A 20,076-nucleotide genomic window follows, 5' to 3' on the forward strand; every position below is an offset into this window, starting at 1 on the left:
GGCCTAGTGCTTCAACAGGTTCGCCGCGTCGACCGAGGCCGACCGCCGGGTACGGAAGATGGTCATGATGATCGCCAGCCCGACCACCACCTCGCAGGCGGCCACCACCATCGTGAAGAACGCGACGACCTGACCGTCGAGATGACCGTGCATCCGTGAGAACGTCACGAAGGCCAGGTTGCAGGCGTTGAGCATCAGCTCGACGCACATGAACATGACGATCGCGTTGCGGCGCAACAGCACTCCTGCCGCGCCGATCGTGAAGAGCAACGCCGACAGGTAGAGGTAGTTGGCGGGATTCAATTGGTGCTCCCGTTCTTGCTCGCTGCCACGACCTCGGGCGACTTGCGGCGCGGCAGCACGCTGCTGACCGAGCTATCGGCGTCAGAGCCGTCGGGCAGCCTGGCAGGCACGTCGACGGCGTTGTATCTGGCGTAGACCCCGGGATTCGGCCTCGGAGTCGGATGGCCGCCGGGCGCGAAGCGTTCGATCGCCATTTCGCGCTGAGACTTTCGGCGATCGAACCGCTCGCGGTGAGCCAGCACCATCGCGCCCAATGTCGCGGTGATCAACAGCGCACTGGTCAGTTCGAAGGCCCACAGATAACGGGTGAAGATGAGCGCGGCCAGGCCTTGGACGTTGCCCCCGCTGTTGGCTTGCGCCAAACCCGTGAAGCCGGTGACCGAGGCGTTGCCGATGCCTGCGATCAACAGAATGCCGAACCCGAGCCCCGCGATGATCGCCGCGATGCGTTGTCCGCGAATCGTTTCCACCAGGGAGTCTGCCGAGTCCACACCGATCAGCATCAGCACGAAGAGGAAGAGCATCATCACGGCGCCGGTGTAGACGACGACCTGGACGACGCCGAGGAACAGCGCGTCCTGCGCGATGTACAGCACCGCCAGGATGATCATCGTGCTGGCCAGGAACATCGCCGAGTAGACGGCCTTCGGCGCGGCCACCACCCCGATGGCGGACACGATCGCCAACGTGCCGAGTACCCAGAACAGCACACCCTCCGCGCTCACTTGGCCGGAACCTTCGGCATGCCGAGCCCGTGCGCGGTGATGTTGCCGCGGTAGTAGTCCTCGTCGGTGCTGCCGGGGGCCATTGCGTGCGGGGGAGCCACCATGTCGGCGAGTAAGGGCGCGAGCAGTTTGTCCTTGCCGTAAATCAGGTCCGAGCGGTTGTCGTCGGCCATTTCGTACTCATTGGTCATCGTCAAGGCCCGGGTCGGGCAGGCCTCGATGCATAGCCCGCAGCCTATGCAGCGTAGGTAGTTGATCTGGTACACCTGGCCGTAGCGCTCCCCGGGCGAGAAGCGTGCGGCCTCGGTGTTGTCGGCGCCCTCCACGAAGATCGCGTCGGCCGGGCATGCCCAGGCGCATAGTTCGCACCCGATGCACTTCTCCAGCCCGTCGTCGTATCGGTTGAGCTGGTGCCTGCCGTGGTAGCGCTTGGCGGTCGCTCCGGGTTTCTCCGGATACTCCTCCGTGACCCGCTTCTTGAACATTGCCTTGAACGTGACGCCGAAACCGGCAATGGAGTCGATGAAGTTAGGCATCTGCGGCCTCCTTCGTAGGTATGCGCGGAATCGGGAATGCGCCCGTGTCGGCAGGGACGGCGTCGGCTCGAATTTGTCTGCGCCGCATTGTCCGCCACAGCAAGATCACCAGTGCCACGCCGACGACCGCGCTCGCGATGACCATGAACGCCGCCCAACCGTCGTAGCCCTGGGTGCGCAACGTCCGAACGACTGCCACGGTCATGATCCAGGCCAGCGAGATTGGGATGAGCACCTTCCAGCCCAGCCCCATGAACTGGTCATAGCGCATGCGGGGCAGGGTGGCGCGCAGCCACATGAACAAGAAGAGGAACGCCCACACCTTGGCGACGAACCACAGCAGCGGCCACCACCCGCTATTCGCACCGTCCCACAAGGTCAACGGCCACGGCGCCTGCCAGCCGCCGAGGAACAGCGTGGTGGCCAGGGCCGACACCGTGGTCATGTTCACGTATTCGGCGAGCATGAAGATCGCGAAGCCCAGCGACGAGTACTCGGTATGGAAACCGCCGACCAGTTCGCCCTCGGCTTCGGGGAGATCGAATGGTGCCCTGTTGGTTTCGCCGACCATCGACGTCACGTAGATCAGGAACGACGGCAGCAGCAGGAAGACGTACCAGAGGTGTTGCTGCTTGGCGATGATCTCCGACGTTGACATCGTGCCTGCGTAAAGGAACACCGCAGCGAAGCACAACGCCATGGCGATCTCGTAGGAAATCACCTGTGCGCTGGACCGAAGGCCGCCGAGAAGCGGGTAGGTGGAGCCAGACGCCCAGCCTCCCAAGACGATTCCGTACACCCCGATCGATGTCACGGCGAGCACGTAGAGCACGGCGACGGGCAGATCGGTCAGCTGTAGCGGGGTGTGGTGGCCGAACACGCTGACCATGCCGCCCATCGGGACGACGGCGAAGGCCATGATCGCGGGGACCACAGAGATGACCGGTGCTAGAAGGAAGATCGGCTTGTCGACGCCCGCGGGGATGAGGCCTTCCTTGAGCGCGAGCTTGACGCCGTCGGCAAGGCTCTGTAGCAGCCCCCATGGCCCGACTCGGTTGGGGCCGGGGCGCCTCTGCATCCAGCCGAGCACCTTGCGTTCGAGCAGGATCGCGACCAACACCGTCAGCAACAGGAACACGAAGATGAAGAGCGCCTTGGCAAGTACCAACCACCACGGGTCGTGGCCGAAGGAATTCAGGTCGGGATACGTCACGCGAGTTCACCCCCCTCACCAGAGATGGCAACCAACTCGCCGACCGATGCGCCGAGCGTCGCGGCGACGGCCGAGCCGGGGGAGTTCAGCGGCAACCACACCACACGGTCGGGCATGCCGGTGATTTCAAGTGGCAGCGAGATCGCGCCGCCGGGGGTGCTGACGGTGACGAATTCGCCTTCCGCCGCGCTGATTTCGTTCGCGGTGGCTTCCGACAGTCGGACGACCGCCGGACGTGCGGTCCCCGCGAGATGAGGCTCGCCGTCCTGCAGCCGGCCTGCGTCCAGCAGCATGCGCCAGCCGGCGAGCACCGCCTGCCCTGACGACGGCTGGGCAGGACGGACCGGGGCGACGTCGGGTGCGGCGGCCGGGGCGCCCTGCCAGCTGCCGAGCTTGGCGAGTTCGGCCCGCACCGCAGCGGCGTCGGGTAGGGCGAGATCGACTCCGACCTCGTCGGCCAGCGCGGCGAGCACGCGGACGTCCGCGGTGGCGTTCGGAGGCAACGCGGGCTCGAAAGGACGTTGGCGGCCTTCCCAGTTGACGAACGTGCCCGCCTTCTCCGTGACGGGAGCGACGGGGAAGACGACGTCGGCACGCTCGGTGATGTCGCTGTGGCGCAACTCCAGGCTCACGACGAAGGGCGCAGCCTCGACGGCTGCCAGTGCGCGCCTGGGGTCCGGAAGATCGTCCACTTCTACGCCGCCGACGAGCAGCGCCTGCAGGGTTCCGTCCGCGGCCGCGGCGAGGATGCCCGAGGTATCCCGCCCTGGCCCCTCTGGCAGGTCGTCGACGTGCCAGCCCACCGCGACCTCCCGGCGGGCGGAGGGATCGGCGAGCGGACGGCCACCGGGCAGAAGGTTCGGCGCCGCACCGGCTTCCAGCGCCCCGCGGTCACCTGCGCGGCGCGGAACCCAACCCAGCTTGGCGCCCGTCGCCTCGGCAAGGCGTATCGCCGCGGAATAGGCGCCGGGTGAGGTCGCGAGCCGTTCTCCGACCAGGATCACCGTTCCCGCGGGGAGTTCACCGTGCAGCCCATCGAGGGCCTCGGCTTCACCTCCTGGCGCGGTGGCGATGAGCCGACCGCCCATCTTTTCAAGGCCGCGCGTGGCGAATGGGGCTACCGACGTCACCTCGAGGCCGTGCTTGCGGAAGGCCTTGCGCAAGCGCAGGAAGACGATCGGCGACTCCTCTTCGGGTTCGAAACCGGCGAGCAGCACGGCGGGTGCCGTTTCGAGGTCTGCGTACGTGACGGCGAACTGGCGACCCGCGACGGCGTTGGCGAGAAAGGCCGCCTCTTCAACGGAGTGAGGTCGGCTGCGGAAGTCGATGTCGTTGGTGCCCAGCACGATCCGGGCGAATTTCGCGTAGGCGTACGCATCCTCGAGGGTGGCGCGGCCTCCAACGAGGACACCTGTGTTCGAGCCGGCGGCAGTCAGGCCGCGGACCGCCGCGGCAACGGCCTCCGACCAGGAGGCGGGACGCTGCGTGCCGTCGGGGTCGCGAATCAGCGGGGTGGCGATTCGGTCACCCTGCGTCGGGTACGTGAATGCCCAGCGGCCCTTGTCGCAGTTCCACTCCTCGTTGACCTCGGGGTCGTCACCGGCCAGGCGGCGCAACACCTTTCCGCGTCTGTGGTCGGTGCGCTGCGCGCAACCCGACGCGCAGTGCTCGCACACGCTTGGCGAGGACACCAGGTCGAATGGTCTGGCTCGGAACCGGTAGGCCGTCCCAGTCAGTGCTCCGACCGGGCAGATCTGGACGGTGTTGCCGGAGAAGTAGGAGTCGAAGGGTTCATCCGTGGCGATGCCGACCTGTTGCAGCGCACCGCGTTCGAGCAATTCGATGAACGGATCGCCGGCGATCTGGTTGGAGAACCGCGTGCACCGTGCGCACAGCACGCAACGTTCCCGGTCGAGCAACACTTGTGAGGACAGGTTGATCGGCTTGGGGAAGGTGCGCTTGACGTCGGTGAAGCGGGTGTCGGCCTGTCCGTTCGACATGGCCTGGTTCTGAAGTGGGCACTCGCCGCCCTTGTCGCACACCGGGCAATCCAGCGGATGGTTGATGAGCAGCAGTTCCATCACACCGTGCTGGGCCTTGTCGGCGGCCTCCGACGTCAGCTGCGTGCGTACCACCATGTCGGGGGTGACGGTGATGGTGCAGGAGGCCATCGGCTTGCGTTGGCCCTCGACCTCGACCAGGCATTGACGGCAGGCCCCGACCGGCTCGAGCAATGGGTGGTCGCAGAACCGGGGGATCTGGACGCCCATGAGCTCGGCCGCGCGAATCACCAAGGTGCCCTTGGGCACACTTATCTGGTGGTCGTCGATGGTGAGTGTCACCAGCTCGACGTCGGTAGCAGCCTTGTTCTCGGCAGTGGTCACACCCCGACTCCTTCCGGCGCGGCCAACATCGAGGCGTGCGGATCGAACGGGCACCCATCACCGTCGAGGTGTGCCAGGTACTCGTCGCGGAAGTACTTGATCGACGAGATGACCGGGCTTGCGGCGCCGTCGCCGAGCGCGCAGAACGACTTGCCGAAGATCGCATCGGAGATGTCGAGCAGCTTTTCGACGTCCGCCTCGTCGGCGTGACCGGTCTCGAGACGTTCGTAGATCTGGGCCAGCCAGTAGGTGCCTTCGCGGCACGGGGTGCACTTTCCACAGGACTCGTGGGCGTAGAACTGCGTCCAGCGCCGAACGGCCCGCACCACGCAGGTCGTCTCGTCGAATATCTGCAGGGCCTTGGTGCCGAGCATCGAGCCGGCCTGGGCCATGTGCTCGTAATCCAAAGGGATGTCGAGGTGTTCGGCGGTCAGCAGTGGCGTGGACGATCCGCCTGGTGTCCAGAACTTGAGCTCGTGCCCGGCCCGCACACCGCCAGCGACGTCAAGCAGTTCGCGCAACGTGATACCTAGCGGGGCCTCGTACTGACCGGGCGTTGTGACGTGGCCGGACAGCGAATAGAGCGTGAAACCCGGCGACTTGTCCGACCCCATCGACTTGAACCAGTCCACGCCACCGCGCAGGACCGCGGGCACGCTGGCGATGGACTCGACGTTGTTGACCACCGTCGGGCAGGCGTACAGGCCGGCCACGGCGGGGAACGGCGGGCGCAACCGGGGTTGGCCGCGCCGGCCTTCGAGCGAGTCCAGCAACGCGGTCTCCTCACCGCAGATGTAGGCACCCGCGCCCGCGTGCACCACCAGGTCGACGTCGAAACCCGAACCTTGCACGTCGGTGCCGAGGTACCCGGCTTCGTACGCCTCGGCCACCGCGGCCTGCAACCTGCGCAGCACGGGCACCACCTCTCCGCGCACGTAGATGAAGGCGTGCCGGGCCCGTATCGCATAGGCGGCGATGATCGCACCCTCGACGAGCACGTGCGGCGTCGCCATCATCAGCGGAATGTCCTTGCACGTACCGGGTTCCGATTCGTCGGCGTTGATGACCAGGTAATGCGGCTTGGCGCCTGCCCCGTCGTCGCCCTGCGGGATGAACGACCACTTCTGTCCGGTGGGGAAGCCCGCACCGCCGCGCCCGCGTAGGCCGGAATCCTTGACCAGCGCGATGACGTCGTCGGGGCTCATCGCCAGCGCCTTGGTGAGCGCTTGGTAGCCGTCATGGCGCAGATAGGTGTCCAACGTCCACGATTGTGGGTCGTCCCAGTAGGCACTGAGTACGGGGGTGAGCGTCACTTGGCCTCGCCGTTCTTGGAAGGAACGTCGGCCGATGGCGCCGGTGCGGGTTGGTCACGCTCCGACTCCTTGGCGAGGCGCTCGTCATCGGGTCCGCTCGCCGTGCCGCGGGCTTCGCCGGGCTTGGGTGCGGCCATGTCCCGCTGGTGCGCAATGCGAAGACCGGCCAGGGTGGCCGCACCTGGTGTTCCGTCGTTCGCGCCAGGCCGCTCGTCTGGGAAGCCCGCGAGAATGCGCGCGGTTTGGCGAAACGTGCACAGTGGAGCGCCGCGCGTCGGCGTCACCGCCGCGCCCGCACGGAGTTCGTCGACGAGATCCCTTGCCGACGAAGGAGTTTGATTGTCGAAGAATTCCCAGTTCACCATCACCACCGGGGCGTAATCACAGGCGGCGTTGCACTCGATGTGATCGAGGGTGACCTTGCTGTCGGCGGTGGTCTCGCCGGCGTGAACTCCGAGGTGGTCCTCGAGTACCTCGAGAATGGCGTCTCCGCCCATCACCGCGCACAGTGTGTTGGTGCACACGCCCACCAGGTATTCGCCGGTCGGGGTGCGGCGGTACATCGAGTAGAACGTGGCAACCGCGGTGACCTCGGCCGGGCTCAGCTTCAGTTGTGTTGCACAGAAGGCGATTCCGGCAGGCGTGAGATAGCCGTCCTCCGCCTGTACTAGGTGCAACAGCGGGAGCAACGCCGACCGTGCCTCGGGATAGCGGGCAATCACTAGCACCGCATCCTCGGCCAACCGGGCCGTCACCTCAGCCGAATACGACTGCGGCCCATTCGTGATCGGAGGTCCGGGCTCGTCGGGTCGCGGCCCAAGCCGCAGCTCTACGACAGTCACCTATCAACGCCTCCCATCACGGGGTCAATCGACGCCACCGCGGAGATCGCGTCGGCCACCATGCCGCCCTCGCACATCGCCGCCACGGCTTGCAGGTTGGTGAACGACGGGTCGCGGTAGTGCACGCGGTACGGACGCGTGCCGCCGTCGCTGACCATGTGCACCCCGAGCTCGCCGCGCGGTGATTCGACCGCGACGTACACCTGACCGGCAGGGACGCGAATGCCCTCGGTCACCAGCTTGAAGTGGTGGATCAGGGCCTCCATGGACCCGCCCATGATCTTCGCGATGTGCTCGGGGGAGTTGCCCAACCCGTCGGGGCCCAGCTTCAGATCAGCCGGCCAGGCCAGCTTCTTGTCGGTGATCATCACCGGCCCTGGCTTGAGCCGCGCCAGACACTGCTCGATGATCTTGAGCGACTCCTTCATCTCGCCGACCCGAATCAGATAGCGGCCGTAGGAATCACATGCCGGATCGGTGATGACGTCGAAATCGTAGTTCTCGTATCCGCAGTAGGGCTGCGCCTTCCGCAGGTCATGGGGGAGCCCGGTGGAACGCAGGATGGGGCCGGTGATGCCGAGCGCCATGCAGCCGGTCAGGTCCAGGTAGCCGACCCCAACGGTGCGGGCCTTCCAGATGTAGCTCTCCTTGAGCAGCTTCTCCAGATCGTCGAGCTTGGCGGGCATGGTGCGAAGCAATTCCTCGAGCTGCGGTATCGCCTCGTCCGGCAGGTCGGCGGCCAGCCCGCCCGGTCTGATGTAGGCGTGGTTCATGCGCAGGCCCGTGATGGTCTCGAAGACCGACAGCACTTGTTCGCGTCCCATGAAGCCGAAGAACATGGCCGACATGGCGCCCAGTTCCATTCCGCCCGTGGCTAATGCGACCAGGTGGCTGGAAATCCGGTTGAGCTCCATCAGCATGACCCGGATGACGCTGGCCCGCTCGGGGATGTCGTCGGTGACACCGAGAAGTTTCTCGACCCCGAGGCAATAGGCCGTCTCGTTGAAGAACGGAGCCAGGTAGTCCATGCGGGTGACGAACGTGACGCCCTGCGTCCAGTTGCGGTACTCGAGGTTCTTCTCGATTCCGGTGTGCAGGTAGCCGATTCCGCAGCGGATCTCGGTGATGGTCTCGCCCTCGATCTCGAGGATCAGGCGCAGCACGCCGTGCGTGGACGGATGCTGGGGGCCCATGTTCACGACGATGCGCTCGCCTGCGACCGCGCTGTCCTGGGCGGCCTTGACCACTTCTTCCCAGTCTTCCCCGCCCACCGTGACCACAGTTTCGGGCGGGTTGCTTGGCTTGGTCATCAGTTGTACGACCTCCGCTCGTCGGGCGGCGGTATCTCGGCACCGTGGTAGGTCACGGGTATGCCGCCCAACGGATAGTCCTTGCGCTGCGGGTGTCCGACCCAGTCGTCGGGCATTTCGATTCGGGTCAACGAGGGGTGGCCGTCGAAGATGATGCCGAAGAAGTCGTACGTCTCGCGTTCGTGCCAGTCGGTGGTCGGATACACCGAGAACAATGACGGCACATGTGAATCCGCATCCGGCGCCGTGACTTCGACGCGAATTCGGCGGTTGTGAGTAATGGACATCAACGGGTACACCGCGTGCAGTTCGCGTCCGGTGTCGCTGGGGTAGTGCACGCCCGAGACGCCAAGGCAGAGTTCGAAGCTCAGCGCCGGGTCGTCGCGTAGGTGCTGCATGACTGCGACGAGGTGTTCACGGCGCACTTCCAGCGTGAGCTCGTCGCGAAAGACCACCACCCGTTCTACCGCGTCGGTAAATGCCTGCTCGCCAAGGGCTCCGATCAGTGCGTCGACGACGTCGTCGAAGTACAAGCCGTACGGCCGCGGCGAACTGTCTGGCAGCACGACCTCGCGTACCAGCCTGCCGTAGCCCGAGGTGTCGCCACTGCCCCTGACGCCGAACATGCCTCGCCGAGTGCAGATGACCTCGCGGTCGCCGTTGCCGTTCCCATTCCCGTTGCCGTTGTGCTCAGTCATGGCCGCAGCAGCCCCTTGAGTTCCAGGGTCGTCGGTGACGCCAGCGCGGCTTGTTCGGCCGCGGCGATGGCATCAGCGCGGTTGACGCCGAGCGGCATGTCCTGAATCTTGGCGTGCAGCATCAGAATTGCGTTCAGCAGCATCTCGGGACGTGGCGGGCAGCCCGGTAGGTAGATGTCCACGGGCACTACGTGGTCGACGCCCTGCACGATGGCGTAGTTGTTGAACATCCCGCCCGAGGAGGCGCAGACCCCCATCGCGAGCACCCATTTGGGCTCGGCCATCTGGTCGTAGACCTGCCGCAGCACCGGCGCCATCTTCTGGCTCACCCGGCCTGCCACGATCATCAAGTCAGCTTGGCGCGGGGTCGCGGAGAACCGTTCCATGCCGAACCGCGCGATATCGAAACGTGGCGCGGCCGTTGACATCATCTCGATGGCGCAGCAAGCCAGGCCGAACGTCGCGGGCCACAACGAGCCCTTGCGCACGTAGCCGGCCACCTTCTCGAGGGTGGACAACAGGATCCCGCCGGGCAGTTGTTCTTCGAGTCCCATCGGTCAGTCCCAGTTCAGTCCGCCGCGCCGCCACACGTAGGCGTACGCGACGAACACCGTCAGCATGAAGAGCAGCATCTCGACCACGGCGAACAGCCCGAGCGAGTCGAATGACACTGCCCACGGATAGAGGAACACGATCTCGATGTCGAAGACGATGAACAACATCGCGGTCAGGTAGTACTTCACCGGGAAGCGCTGGCCGGTGGATTCGTGTCCTGGCGAGCCGGGCGCCATGGGCTCGATACCGCACTCGTACGCCTCGAGTTTTGCTCGGTTGTAGCGCCGCGGGCCAATGAAAACGATGATGCCGACCGAACCGACCGCGAAGGCGGCGGCGATGGCACCTATCACCAGGATGGGTATGTAAACGTTCATACCGCTGTGTCGCTCCCTCGTTGGGCTGTCGATGTGAGCTACAACACAGCTTAGCCTTGTTAACCGTTCGCTTGGCCATTTTGGATAGGATCAAGCTTGGAATCTGGGCGTCAGTGTGCTCGTACGCGGAAATCGCGAAGGGTGAACGGCCCCAGAGTATTTCGTGCTGATTACTGCACTGTTGCGCGCAGCAACTGCGCGACGGCCTCACCGAGTCGAATGGGGTCGATGGGATGCGGCACGGCCGCCTCCGCGCGCGACCACGACGCCAACCAGGCGTCGTCCGGGCGCCCCGTAAGCACCAGAATCGGCGGGCATGTCGCGACTTCGTCCTTGAGCTGCTTCGCCAGCCCGAGGCCGCCCGTCGGCGTGGCCTCGCCGTCCAGGATCGCCAGGTCGAATCCGCCCTCGTCGAGGGTCGCGATGACCACCGGGGCGGTTGCCACGTCGAGGTAACTGAGCTCGGGCAGGTCGGGGTGGACGCGCTTTCCCAGCGCCGATCGCACCTTCTCCCTGGTGCGCGCGTTGTCGCTGTAGACCAGGATCTTCAAGGGCGAGTCGGGCACAACGGCGATGCTACGACTGCTTGACGAACACCGCGGTCGCTTCGACGGTCGCGATGTCGCCCATCATGCCCGCCAGGTTGCCGTCGACACCGAACTCCTGGCGGTTGAGCTCCGCCTTGGTCACGATCCGCACCGCACCGCCGTCCAACACCGTCACCGTCGCAGGTAGATCGAGGCGCTGCTCGATGCCCCTGATCATGATGGTCGTGTTGAGTTCCAGGGTGCTCGGTCCGGTGACGACGGCTTTGTCCAGGGTCAGGCCGATTGTCGGATACTTCTCGACGTCGAAGAAGTCGGCCGACCTGAGGTGGGCGTCGCGTTTGCCGATGCCGGTGCTGACTGACGTCGCGTCGATCCTCACGTGGCCGCCGACGAAGTCGGGTGCCGTCGCCTGGCCGGTGCCTTCGACCTTGGTGAACGTGCCCTTCACCTTGAGCAGTCCCCAGAAGGAAGGGCTGTGGAACCCAACCGTGGTGCGGGCGGCGTCAAGCGCCCACGTCGACGATGGTCCTGCGAGCAAGTCTGAAACGTCTGCCATCTTTGCCTCCTAGAGCAACGGCTTCATGTCGGATGGGTCGAAGTACTCGTCGATGCGGGTGATCAATCCACCTGCATCCAGCTTGATCACGATGCATACCCGCATTTCGATCGAAACCTCGTCGGAGCGCTGCGCCCGAAGGAGGTGCTGCTGCACGAACCCGCCGTCGAAGAACTGACGGTCGAGTATCTCGTAGCTCCGAGCGGTGGTGATGTCCATGAACCACCGGATCACCTTGAGGGCCCGGCCGCGTTGGTTGTCCATCGGGTCTCCTGAGTGCCAGACCAAGACGTCGTCGGCCCACATGCCTTCGACGGCCGCGTAATCGCCGCGTTCGATGGCAGCGAACAGTCGGTCCGCCACGTCCCGGCTCATGTCCACGTTCATGATTCTGCTCCTCTGGGTTGACCTCAACTTTGGTTCAGGTAGAACACTGGCCTTCATGACCACACCAGCGAAGGACGTCTTCAACGACTCCTACCAAGCCGGCGCTCCTCCGTGGGTGATCGGCGAACCACAGCCGGCGATCGTCGCACTCGAGCAGACCGGGATGATCGGCGGCCGGGTGCTGGACGCAGGCTGCGGCCTTGGCGAGCACACCATCCTGCTGACCGCGCTCGACTACGACGTGCTTGGCATCGACTTCGCGCCGAACGCGATCGACCAGGCCCGCGCCAATGCCGCGACGAAGGGAATCGACGCGCGCTTCGAGGTCGCCGACGCGATGAAGCTGGAGTCGGAGCCGGGCTATGACACCGTCATCGACAGCGCGCTGTTCCACATCTTTGGCGACGACGCCGACCGGGCGCGTTACGTCGCCAGCCTGCATCGGTCCATCCGGCCCGGCGGGGTGCTGCATGTGCTCGCGCTCTCCGACGCGGGTCGCGGCTTCGGTCCCATGGTCAGCGAGGCGCAGGTCCGCGAGGCATTTACGTCCGGGTGGGAGCTCGAGGCCCTCGACACCACTACGTACCGCGGGACCGTCGGTGAAATGCACAGCGCGGCTTTGGGGGAGTCGGTTGGCACGACGCTCGACGAACCCGCCTGGCTGGCGCGGGTGCGCAGATTGCGCAGTTGACCGACTACTCAAGCTCATAGCCTGGATGCGAGACGGCCAACCGCTGCAGCACCAGCCCGCGCAGCGCTGACGCGACCTCGGCACCGCGCTCGTCGAAGTCACCGCGTCTGATGGCCGCCGACAACGCTGCCTCGTCGGCGAACCCGAGCAGGTCGGGCGCCGCGGTGTCGGCTAGCAGTTCGCGTTCGACGGTGCGCAACACGTTGGCCGCGACGCGGGCGTGGAAGTTGACCGAACCGCTGGTGCCGTCGCGTACGTCGGTCTCGAGGAACTCGGCGACGGCGACCACCAACTCGGCCGCGGTCGGCCTACCGTGCAGTTGAGTCATGATGCCTCCCCCAGCAGTGTGAGCAGGTCGAACTCGGTCTCGCAGACCCTGCGTCCGATCGCGGCGAGTTCGACGGACCGGGTCTGGCCGGACAGATGACGCTCAGCCTGATAGCGGCAGATGACGCCCCAGCGCAGCGTCGACAACACCAGCCACCAGTGCATGGCTGCGCGGTCTAGCTCGGTGTCGGCGGCCCGTTCGTAGGCGCAGAGCAGTTCCTCTATGCTGCCCAGCCCACCCGCGCCCATCGCTCGCGGCGCCCCGAATCGCCATGCCCTGATGCAGAACCACGCCAGATCCTCGTACACCTCGCCGGTGTGGGTGAGCTCCCAGTCCAGCACCGCCGCCAGCCGGGCCGGCCGTGCGTCGGTGTCGATGATGAGGTTGCCCATCCGGAAGTCGCCGTGCACCAACACGTTCGGCGACTGTGCCGGCCGATTCCGGGCCAACCACCGGAAGGCCCACTCGAACGTTGCGGTGGTGTCACCCATCTCGTCGAGCTGAGCGTGCCAGTCCTCGAGCGGATCCGACGACTTCAGGCCGATGTCCGTCGGGTCGGCCCGGTGGATCGCGGCAAGCGCGTCCGCGCACTGGGTGACCAGACTCTTGCGGGACGCGTCGTCGAGCGCCCGCTGGATCCTGCGCACGATCGTCTCGCCACCGATGAAGTCGCACACCAGATACGGGTTGCCCAGCGCCTCAACCGAATCGTCGGCGACCAGGACGTGCGGCACCGGGGCACCTGTCGCCGCGGCGCGGGTCAGGGCGGCCGCTTCGAGCTCCATGCCGGCGTGGATTTCGTCGGGCGGCCCGATGCGCAGGATCAATGGTCGGCCGTCTGCCTCGAATGCCCAGGTGGCACGGCTTGCGCCGCCGGTGAGCACGCGCAGGTGCTCGACCCGGGTGGCGCCGACCAGGCCCGCGAGCACATCGGGTTGGACGTCTGCGCTCACTTGCGCGAGCCGAACTTGAACATCCTTTGCGCCACCCGCCGGATCTGAATCTCCTCGGCACCCTCCGTGATCCGGTAGCGGCGGTGGTGCCGGTAGATGTGTTCGAATTGTTCGTGGCGGCTGTAGCCGAGCCCGCCGTGCACCTGCATGGCCCGGTCGGCGGCTTCGCAGACCAGTCGGTTGGCGCGATAGTTCGCCATCGACACCTTGTCGCTGACCTCCATGTGGTGATTGCGGTCCAAGTGCCATGCGGCGAAGTAGACCAGCAGCCTGACCATCTGTGCCTCGGTCTGCAGTTCGACGAGCGGCCACTGCACGGCCTGGTTCACCGAAAGCGGCTTGCCGAACACCACTCGCTCCGAGGCATACTCCGCGGCCCTGTCGATGCAGTACTGCGCGGCGCCAAGGCTGCTGGCGGCTTGTCGAATCCTGTTCTCGTGCAAGAAGGTCTGGCCCACCTCCAGTCCGTGATCCACCTCGCCGAGCACTGCATCGGCCGGCACCCGGACATCCTTCAGTTCGACCTCGCCGTGGTCGGTGGGCATGTTGAACGTCCACCAGTAGAAGGGCACCGTGAAACCTGGCGAATCACAGGGCACCAGGAACGCCGTGATGCCGCGCGCCTGCCCTGCTTCGCCGGACGTGCGGGCGAAGACCAGATCGTGAGTGGCGCGGTGCACGCCGGTGTTCCACCGCTTCGTCCCGTTGATCACCCAGCCGTCCCCGTCGGCGACGGCAGTGGTCTCCAGCCACGTCGCATCCGAACCATGACCGGGTTCGGACAGTCCGAACGCCATCGAGCGCTCACCGGTCAGCAGCGCTTCGGCCCACTCCTTCTTCTGGGCGTCCGTGCCAAACCGGTCCATCATGATGACCTGAGGAAAATTGCCGACGATGGACGACTCGTCCTGCAGGTCGTTGTGCAGTCCGAGACCCTTGTGCGCCAGGTGTTCCCGGATGACGGCCATGTCGAGGTTGGTGCCGTCGCGGCCGCCGAATCGCGCCGGTAGGCCGTAGCGCAGCCAGCCTGCGGCATCAGCGCGGCGCCGCATCTCGTCGAGCAGGTCTTCCCACGCCCGCTGTGGGATGCCGTCGTGCTCCCAGTCGGTGCGGGCGTATTCGCGCCGCTTGTCGAAGTACTGCATGTGCTCGGCCTCCAGCGGCTTGATCTCCGCGTCGATGAAGGCGTCCATTTCGGCCAGTAGGCCCGGAAGATGTGCTGGCAGAGCGAAATCCACAGTGATTTCTCCTAAGCGCCGTAGAGGGTCTTTTTCCAAATCGTCGAAAGGGTGGCGATGGCGTCGGTATCGCTGATCTTCAGCCCAAGTCCGGTAGGCCGAAGGTACACGGCGGTGAAATTCTCGAACAGCAGCGCGATTGCCGCGCCCGTATGGTCGGGATCCAATTCGCCGCCGTATCCCTGCTCCTGGGCGCGGCGCACGGACGCGGCGACGATGTCGATACCGAACCGCCGAAACTCGTTCTGCAGGTCGGCAAACCGCGGTCTGGCATCTGCGAGTTGACCCACCGCGATCATGATGCCGATGTTCTGTTTGAACATGTTCCAGTACCCGGTCACCACCGCGGAGAAGAACTTGTCGTCCTGGGGTGACTCCGGTAGGTGCACTGACAACCCCGAGGGCATCACGACGTCGTGAAGGAACGACTCCGCCAAACGCGCCAGTAGGTCTTCCTTGTCGTCGTAGTAGCGGTAGAACGCCGCAGGCGACTTGCCTGCCGCGGATGTGATGTCGGCCAGCGTCGTGCCGTGAAAGCCGCTTTCGGCGAAGAGCTTCCGCGCCGCGAGTTCGATCGCTTCACGGGTCTGGCGGCCCTTGGCGGTGAGCGGATCCTTCTGCATCGTCAGCCCAGGATCCGATCGCCTGCGCGCAGCAGTGCGCTGGGCAGTTCGTGACCGACGACAGCCTGAGCGACGCTTGCCGCGCGGATCGCGGTCTGCAGATCGACGTCGACGCCGATGTCGCTGTCGCGCAGCATGTACACCAGGTCCTCGGTGGCGATGTTGCCGCTGGCGCCCGGCGCGAACGGGCAGCCACCGAGTCCGCCGACGGAGGAGTCCAACCGGGTGATGCCCGCGCTGACGGCGGCGTAGGCGCTCGCGAGGCCGGTCCCGCGGGTGTTGTGGAAGTGCGCACCGAGCGGCAGGTCGCCGATTCGGGGCCGCACACGGTTGACGAGGTCGGTGACGCGCCGCGGGGTTGTCGTGCCGATGGTGTCGGCGATGGCGATACGGTCGGCGCCGAGTTCGTATGCCGCAACAGCGATGTCGACGACCCGCTGTGGGTCGGTGGGCCCGTCGAACGGACAGTCCCACGCCGTCGCGATGATCACTTCAATTGTCGCGTCGTGCTCGTGGGCGATGCGGGTGATGTCGGCGATGAGGTCGGTGGACTCGGCTGTGGACCGCCCGACGTTCGCCTGGCTGTGGCCGTCGGCTGCCGACACGACGTACTCGATCGAGCCCATACCAGCGGCCACCGCGCGGCCCGCCCCGCCCGGCCCGGCCACTAGCGCAGAGAACTCGACGCCATGCGATTGCCGGAAGCGCGGTAGCTCGGCGGCGAGCGCGGCGGCGTCGGCCAACGCGGGCACCTTCGACGGCGATACGAACGCCGTCGCCTCGATTTCGCGAACGCCGGTGGCGACGACGGCCTCCAGCAGTTCCAGCTTGGCGGACAACGGGATTGGAGTCTCGATCTGGAGGCCGTCGCGTAGGCAGACCTCGCGGATGTTGACGTGCTTCGGCAGTGCAGGTGCGCTCACAGCACCCCTTCCGCCCGCAGCGCATCGAGTTCGGTCTCGGAGCGGCCCAGCAATTCCCCATAGATTTCGTCGTTGTGCTGGCCCGGCGCTGACGAACCGGCGTTGCGAATGGTGCCCGGAGTCTCCGATAGGACCGGCACCACGCCGGGGCCAAGCACGTTGCGCCCGATGCGTTCGTCGTAGTGGTCGGCCAGCATTCCACGGGCGCGCAGCTGCGGGTCTTCGACGACTTCGGCGACGGTATTGATGGGCCCACTGATGACGCCGGCTTCACCGAGGGTCGCGATGATGTCGGCGGGTTGTCGCTCAGCTGCCCACGCGGCGATGATCTTGTCGATTTCGTCCTGATTGCGGCCGCGCGCAACGTGATTGACGAACCGGTCGTCGGTCGCGAGTTCAGGCTGCCCCATTGCGGCGCACAAACGACGGAATACGGTGTCCTGATTGGCGGCGATGACGACCCAGCTACCGTCGGCGGTGGGGTAGATGTTGGACGGCGCGATGCCCTCCAGCCGGGTGCCCGACGGTCCGCGGACAACCCCGCCGACGTCGTAGTCGGGAATGGTGGACTCCTGCACCGCCAAACACGCTTCGGTCAGTGCGGCGTCGACGACCTGACCGTCACCGGTGACGGTGCGCCGGTACAGCGCCGCGAGCGCGCCCTGCACGGCGAACATTCCGGCCAGGCTGTCGCCGAGCGACAGGGCGAGCCGCGGGGGAGGCCCGCCGGGAAAGCCGTTCATGTGCCGCAGCCCGCTGGCGGCCTCGGCCACCGAGGCGTATCCGGCCTTGTGCGCTTCCGGCCCGGTCTGCCCATAGCCGGAGACGCGCACCAGAATTATTCCCCGATTGCGTTCGCGCAGTGCGTCGTAACCGAGGTTCCACTTCTCCAGCGTGCCCGGCCGGAAGTTCTCGACGATGATGTCGGAGCGCTCGACCAGTTCGAGAAACAGTTCGCGGCCCTTGGCCTCTCGCAGGTTCAGGGTGGCGGCCTTCTTATTGCGAGCGTGCACGGTCCAGAAGAAGTGATGCCCTTCGAACTCGGCCTGCCCCCAGGTGCGCAACGGATCGGGTGCACCTGGCGGCTCAATCTTGATGACCTCGGCGCCCATGTCACCGAGCAGCCGGCCCGCGAACGGTCCCGAGATCAACGTGCCGACCTCGATGACGCGGATGCCGTCCAGTGGGCCGGTGACCATCAGAGCGACAGTCCGTGTCGGTGCAGCCAATCCGTGACGACGCCCACTGCCTCGCGCAGCGTGCCGCGCTGGTCCGGACCCGCGTAATAGTGGTTGGCGCCTGCGATTTCGTGCAGTTCCTTGTCGGGGTGCCCGATAGCCTCGAACAGCCTGCGGGTGTGGCTCGGCGTGCACGCGTCGTCGGCGAGGTTTCCGATCACCAGTGCGGGTACGGCGATGTCGGGGCCTGCCTTGACGGCGTCGCCGTTGGCGTCGTCGTAGCTCCACTGCGACAGCCAGCTGCGCAGCGTGCAGAACCGGGCGAGTCCGACCGGTGAATTGTTCACCACCTGAGGATCACCCAGGTAACACGTGCCGGCCGCGCGATCGTTCGGATCGACGGTGGGGTCGAGCCAACGCGGGTCGGCCATGGTGCCGTGGACGACGAAGGCGAACTCGTCATCGGGCCTTCCTGCGGCCTTCAGTTCGGCGAGCTTTTCCTTGACCCAGGCCGTGATTCGCCGGTTCCGTGCGATCTGCGCCGCGTGGTAACGGTCGAGGAACTCCTGCGTATACGGCGGCTGGTTCGGGTTGTTCGGGTCGTAGAGATCGAGTTCCGGATCGCGTGTGCTCGGGTCGGACTCGTCGAGGATGGAGGCATCCATCCACTCGGTCATGGTGCCGTGACGGCTGATGTGAGCGGCCAGCAGCATGATCGCGTCGGCGGGGATCAGTCCAAGCTTGGTGAGATCGGGGCCGTCGCCGGACGGGCTTGCGGTGACGGTCGGGTGTTGGGCCTGCTGCTGATAGAACACCGACAGCGAGCCGCCGCCGCTCCAACCGGCCAGCACCACCTTCGAGTACCCCAGTCGGTTCTTGGCATCCTTGATGCACTCGCCGAGGTCTTCGACGACCTTCTCCATGAGTAGTGCGGAGTCGGTGCCCCGGAAGCGGCTGTTGCAATAGATGACGTGGTGACCGGCGCGGGCAAGGCCGTTGATCATCGGCAGGTAGGCCCCGCCGCCGATGGGATGCATGAACACCAGCACGGTGTCGCTGGGCTTGTCCTTCGGCTTAAGCAGATAGCTCTCCAGCACGACGAGTTCAGCGACGCCGCCGTAGACGTCGCGAACCCCCGAAGTGTTCTGGTAGGCAACGAGATACGGGATGCGCTCGTAGTCGAACTTCACCGGTGCCTCAGTGGTCGTCATCAGTGTTGCCCCAGATCGTTGGCGAGAACTTCGTCGGACGGAATCAGGCGGCGCCTGGTGTCGATGGCGATCACGGACCAGTCCACCCGGTTGTAGTCGTCGAACTTGCGGCGGGCCCGTTCCCGCGCTTTCTCCGGTGCACCGTGGTGAACCCCTTGCGGTGCATGGGAAACCAGCCCGGGTGGCATCGGGATGCCGTACAGCGAACCGGAATGGAAGAACGCGATCTCGTCGTAGTCGACGTTGCGGTGATACCACGGGGTGCGTTCGGTGCCCGCGACACCTTCGGCGGGCTTGGGCAGGAAGTTCATGATGTAAACGCCGGTGGCCTGCATGAACAGATGCACCGTCGGCGGCAGGTGCACGCTGTCTGAGGTGATGACGTTGTAGTCGGAGATGTTGAACGTGAATGGAAAGTTGTCCCCGCGCCAGCCCTCGACGTCCAGCGGATGGTGTTGGTAGTAAAGCGTTGTCGGGCCACCCTCGTGGATCAGCCGCACCTCGTACTCGTCACGCCCATCGTCGTCGATGGGTTGCGGCTCCGGAATGATGGCCTGCGACGGGTCGAACGGGAAGTGCCTGCCAAGCGAACCTGGCGGAGGCACCCGGAACTCGTCGGTGGCCTGGATCATCAACCAGGTCGACTCCTCTGGCGCTTCCCCCGAGTCGCTGCGCTCCTGCCCCCGGGGATCGGGCACCTGACGGAACGTGCACGCCTTCGGGATGTACACCCAGTCGCCCTCGCGGTAGCGCAGCGGGCCGAACTCGGTCTCCAGAAGTCCGGCGCCCTTGTGCACGAACGTCAGCAGATCGCCGTCGACATAGCGCACGAAGTACGGCATGGGCTCGGTGCGCCGGGAGAGCAGCACCTGGCAGTCGGCGTTGGAGAACATCAGCAGGGGGCCGCCGTTGGCGTCGGTGGCGTCGCTGGGCTTGAGCTCACTGGACAACACGTCGATGGGCCGCAGCGGGCCCACCGACCGATACGCGGTGGGGTCGTTGCGGCGGTAGATGTTGGCGGTGCGGCCGGTGAATCCGCCGCGTCCAAGCTCGTCGTCCTTGAGTCCGTCGAGGTCGGCGTGTAACCGTCTCGGGGTCTTGCCTTTACGCAGGTGGATGAACGATTCCATGGTGAACTCCCTTGGATGCCTGAAACTAAATGTGACATTAGTTTTAGTTTGGAT

The 20,076-nt window shown here is 65.7% G+C and carries 23 protein-coding genes; 1 reads left to right on the plus strand and 22 read right to left on the minus strand.

All coding sequences use genetic code 11. The annotated features are described in order from the left end of the window. Positions 1–3: 3 nt before the first annotated feature. From nuoK to SLQ30_RS22265, 14 genes are all read right to left on the minus strand, one after another. Positions 4–303 carry an NADH-quinone oxidoreductase subunit NuoK gene (gene nuoK, locus SLQ30_RS22200; RefSeq protein WP_319448623.1) on the minus strand — a complete coding sequence of 100 codons (300 nt, stop codon included), beginning with the start codon at positions 301–303 and terminating at the stop codon, positions 4–6. Further along, positions 300–1,028: an NADH-quinone oxidoreductase subunit J gene (locus tag SLQ30_RS22205; protein ID WP_319448622.1), complete on the minus strand. Its 729-nt coding sequence runs from the start codon at positions 1,026–1,028 to the stop codon at positions 300–302. Before SLQ30_RS22205 ends, nuoK begins: the two co-directional genes overlap by 4 nt. After that, positions 1,025–1,564, minus strand: a complete 540-nt coding sequence (gene nuoI / locus SLQ30_RS22210; protein WP_319448621.1) for an NADH-quinone oxidoreductase subunit NuoI — start codon at positions 1,562–1,564, stop codon at positions 1,025–1,027. The genes SLQ30_RS22205 and nuoI overlap by 4 nt, the downstream gene beginning before the upstream one ends. After that, positions 1,557–2,777, minus strand: coding sequence for an NADH-quinone oxidoreductase subunit NuoH (nuoH, locus tag SLQ30_RS22215; protein ID WP_319448620.1), 1,221 nt, complete (start codon positions 2,775–2,777; stop codon positions 1,557–1,559). The genes nuoI and nuoH overlap by 8 nt, the downstream gene beginning before the upstream one ends. Continuing rightward, positions 2,774–5,161, minus strand: coding sequence for an NADH-quinone oxidoreductase subunit G (locus tag SLQ30_RS22220; RefSeq protein ID WP_319448619.1), 2,388 nt, complete (start codon positions 5,159–5,161; stop codon positions 2,774–2,776). Before SLQ30_RS22220 ends, nuoH begins: the two co-directional genes overlap by 4 nt. After that, on the minus strand, positions 5,158–6,474 hold the full coding sequence (gene nuoF / locus SLQ30_RS22225; RefSeq protein ID WP_413468127.1) for an NADH-quinone oxidoreductase subunit NuoF: 1,317 nt from the start codon (positions 6,472–6,474) through the stop codon (positions 5,158–5,160). The genes SLQ30_RS22220 and nuoF overlap by 4 nt, the downstream gene beginning before the upstream one ends. Beyond that, positions 6,471–7,316, minus strand: a complete 846-nt coding sequence (nuoE, locus tag SLQ30_RS22230; protein ID WP_319448618.1) for an NADH-quinone oxidoreductase subunit NuoE — start codon at positions 7,314–7,316, stop codon at positions 6,471–6,473. Before nuoE ends, nuoF begins: the two co-directional genes overlap by 4 nt. Then, positions 7,313–8,626, minus strand: coding sequence for an NADH dehydrogenase (quinone) subunit D (nuoD, locus tag SLQ30_RS22235; protein ID WP_319448617.1), 1,314 nt, complete (start codon positions 8,624–8,626; stop codon positions 7,313–7,315). The genes nuoE and nuoD overlap by 4 nt, the downstream gene beginning before the upstream one ends. Then, the gene (locus tag SLQ30_RS22240; RefSeq protein ID WP_319448616.1) at positions 8,626–9,324 is read right to left on the minus strand and encodes an NADH-quinone oxidoreductase subunit C; all 699 of its coding nucleotides are present in this window, start codon (positions 9,322–9,324) and stop codon (positions 8,626–8,628) included. The genes nuoD and SLQ30_RS22240 overlap by 1 nt, the downstream gene beginning before the upstream one ends. Next, positions 9,321–9,878 (minus strand): NADH-quinone oxidoreductase subunit B family protein, encoded by a 558-nt coding sequence (locus tag SLQ30_RS22245; RefSeq protein WP_319448615.1) that lies wholly within the window; start codon positions 9,876–9,878, stop codon positions 9,321–9,323. Before SLQ30_RS22245 ends, SLQ30_RS22240 begins: the two co-directional genes overlap by 4 nt. A gap of 3 nt (positions 9,879–9,881) precedes the next feature. Next, positions 9,882–10,256 carry an NADH-quinone oxidoreductase subunit A gene (locus SLQ30_RS22250; protein WP_319448614.1) on the minus strand — a complete coding sequence of 125 codons (375 nt, stop codon included), beginning with the start codon at positions 10,254–10,256 and terminating at the stop codon, positions 9,882–9,884. 170 nt (positions 10,257–10,426) lie between these two features. After that, entirely contained in the window at positions 10,427–10,822 is a 396-nt protein-coding gene (locus SLQ30_RS22255) for a hypothetical protein (RefSeq protein ID WP_319448613.1), read from the minus strand. A 10-nt stretch (positions 10,823–10,832) separates the two neighbouring features. After that, the gene (locus SLQ30_RS22260; protein ID WP_319448612.1) at positions 10,833–11,360 is read right to left on the minus strand and encodes a YceI family protein; all 528 of its coding nucleotides are present in this window, start codon (positions 11,358–11,360) and stop codon (positions 10,833–10,835) included. 9 nt (positions 11,361–11,369) lie between these two features. Continuing rightward, positions 11,370–11,747 (minus strand): nuclear transport factor 2 family protein, encoded by a 378-nt coding sequence (locus SLQ30_RS22265; protein WP_319448611.1) that lies wholly within the window; start codon positions 11,745–11,747, stop codon positions 11,370–11,372. A 55-nt stretch (positions 11,748–11,802) separates the two neighbouring features. On the opposite strand from SLQ30_RS22265, the gene SLQ30_RS22270 reads away from it, so the two are divergent. Further along, positions 11,803–12,438, plus strand: a complete 636-nt coding sequence (locus tag SLQ30_RS22270; protein WP_319448610.1) for a class I SAM-dependent methyltransferase — start codon at positions 11,803–11,805, stop codon at positions 12,436–12,438. 4 nt (positions 12,439–12,442) lie between these two features. Here SLQ30_RS22270 and SLQ30_RS22275 read toward each other — a convergent pair whose 3' ends face one another. The 8 genes from SLQ30_RS22275 to SLQ30_RS22310 are packed head-to-tail and all read right to left on the minus strand — an operon-like array spanning position 12,443 to position 20,022. Then, entirely contained in the window at positions 12,443–12,766 is a 324-nt protein-coding gene (locus tag SLQ30_RS22275; protein ID WP_319448609.1) for a DUF6285 domain-containing protein, read from the minus strand. Further along, positions 12,763–13,719, minus strand: coding sequence for a phosphotransferase family protein (locus SLQ30_RS22280; protein WP_319448608.1), 957 nt, complete (start codon positions 13,717–13,719; stop codon positions 12,763–12,765). Before SLQ30_RS22280 ends, SLQ30_RS22275 begins: the two co-directional genes overlap by 4 nt. Beyond that, positions 13,716–14,957, minus strand: a complete 1,242-nt coding sequence (locus SLQ30_RS22285) for an acyl-CoA dehydrogenase family protein (RefSeq protein ID WP_319448607.1) — start codon at positions 14,955–14,957, stop codon at positions 13,716–13,718. Before SLQ30_RS22285 ends, SLQ30_RS22280 begins: the two co-directional genes overlap by 4 nt. An 11-nt stretch (positions 14,958–14,968) precedes the next feature. Next, on the minus strand, positions 14,969–15,580 hold the full coding sequence (locus SLQ30_RS22290; protein WP_319448606.1) for a TetR/AcrR family transcriptional regulator: 612 nt from the start codon (positions 15,578–15,580) through the stop codon (positions 14,969–14,971). Between the two features lie 2 nt (positions 15,581–15,582). Then, the gene (locus SLQ30_RS22295; protein ID WP_319448605.1) at positions 15,583–16,503 is read right to left on the minus strand and encodes a hydroxymethylglutaryl-CoA lyase; all 921 of its coding nucleotides are present in this window, start codon (positions 16,501–16,503) and stop codon (positions 15,583–15,585) included. Next, positions 16,500–17,702 (minus strand): CoA transferase, encoded by a 1,203-nt coding sequence (locus SLQ30_RS22300; RefSeq protein WP_319448604.1) that lies wholly within the window; start codon positions 17,700–17,702, stop codon positions 16,500–16,502. Before SLQ30_RS22300 ends, SLQ30_RS22295 begins: the two co-directional genes overlap by 4 nt. Then, complete coding sequence (locus SLQ30_RS22305) at positions 17,702–18,892, minus strand: alpha/beta hydrolase family protein (protein ID WP_319448603.1); 1,191 nt, start codon at positions 18,890–18,892, stop codon at positions 17,702–17,704. The genes SLQ30_RS22300 and SLQ30_RS22305 overlap by 1 nt, the downstream gene beginning before the upstream one ends. Next, positions 18,892–20,022: a homogentisate 1,2-dioxygenase gene (locus SLQ30_RS22310; RefSeq protein WP_319448602.1), complete on the minus strand. Its 1,131-nt coding sequence runs from the start codon at positions 20,020–20,022 to the stop codon at positions 18,892–18,894. The genes SLQ30_RS22305 and SLQ30_RS22310 overlap by 1 nt, the downstream gene beginning before the upstream one ends. Positions 20,023–20,076 lie beyond the last annotated feature (54 nt).

The organism is Mycobacterium sp. RTGN4, from assembly GCF_033804635.1.
In the GTDB taxonomy this organism is placed as follows: Bacteria; Actinomycetota; Actinomycetes; order Mycobacteriales; family Mycobacteriaceae; genus Mycobacterium.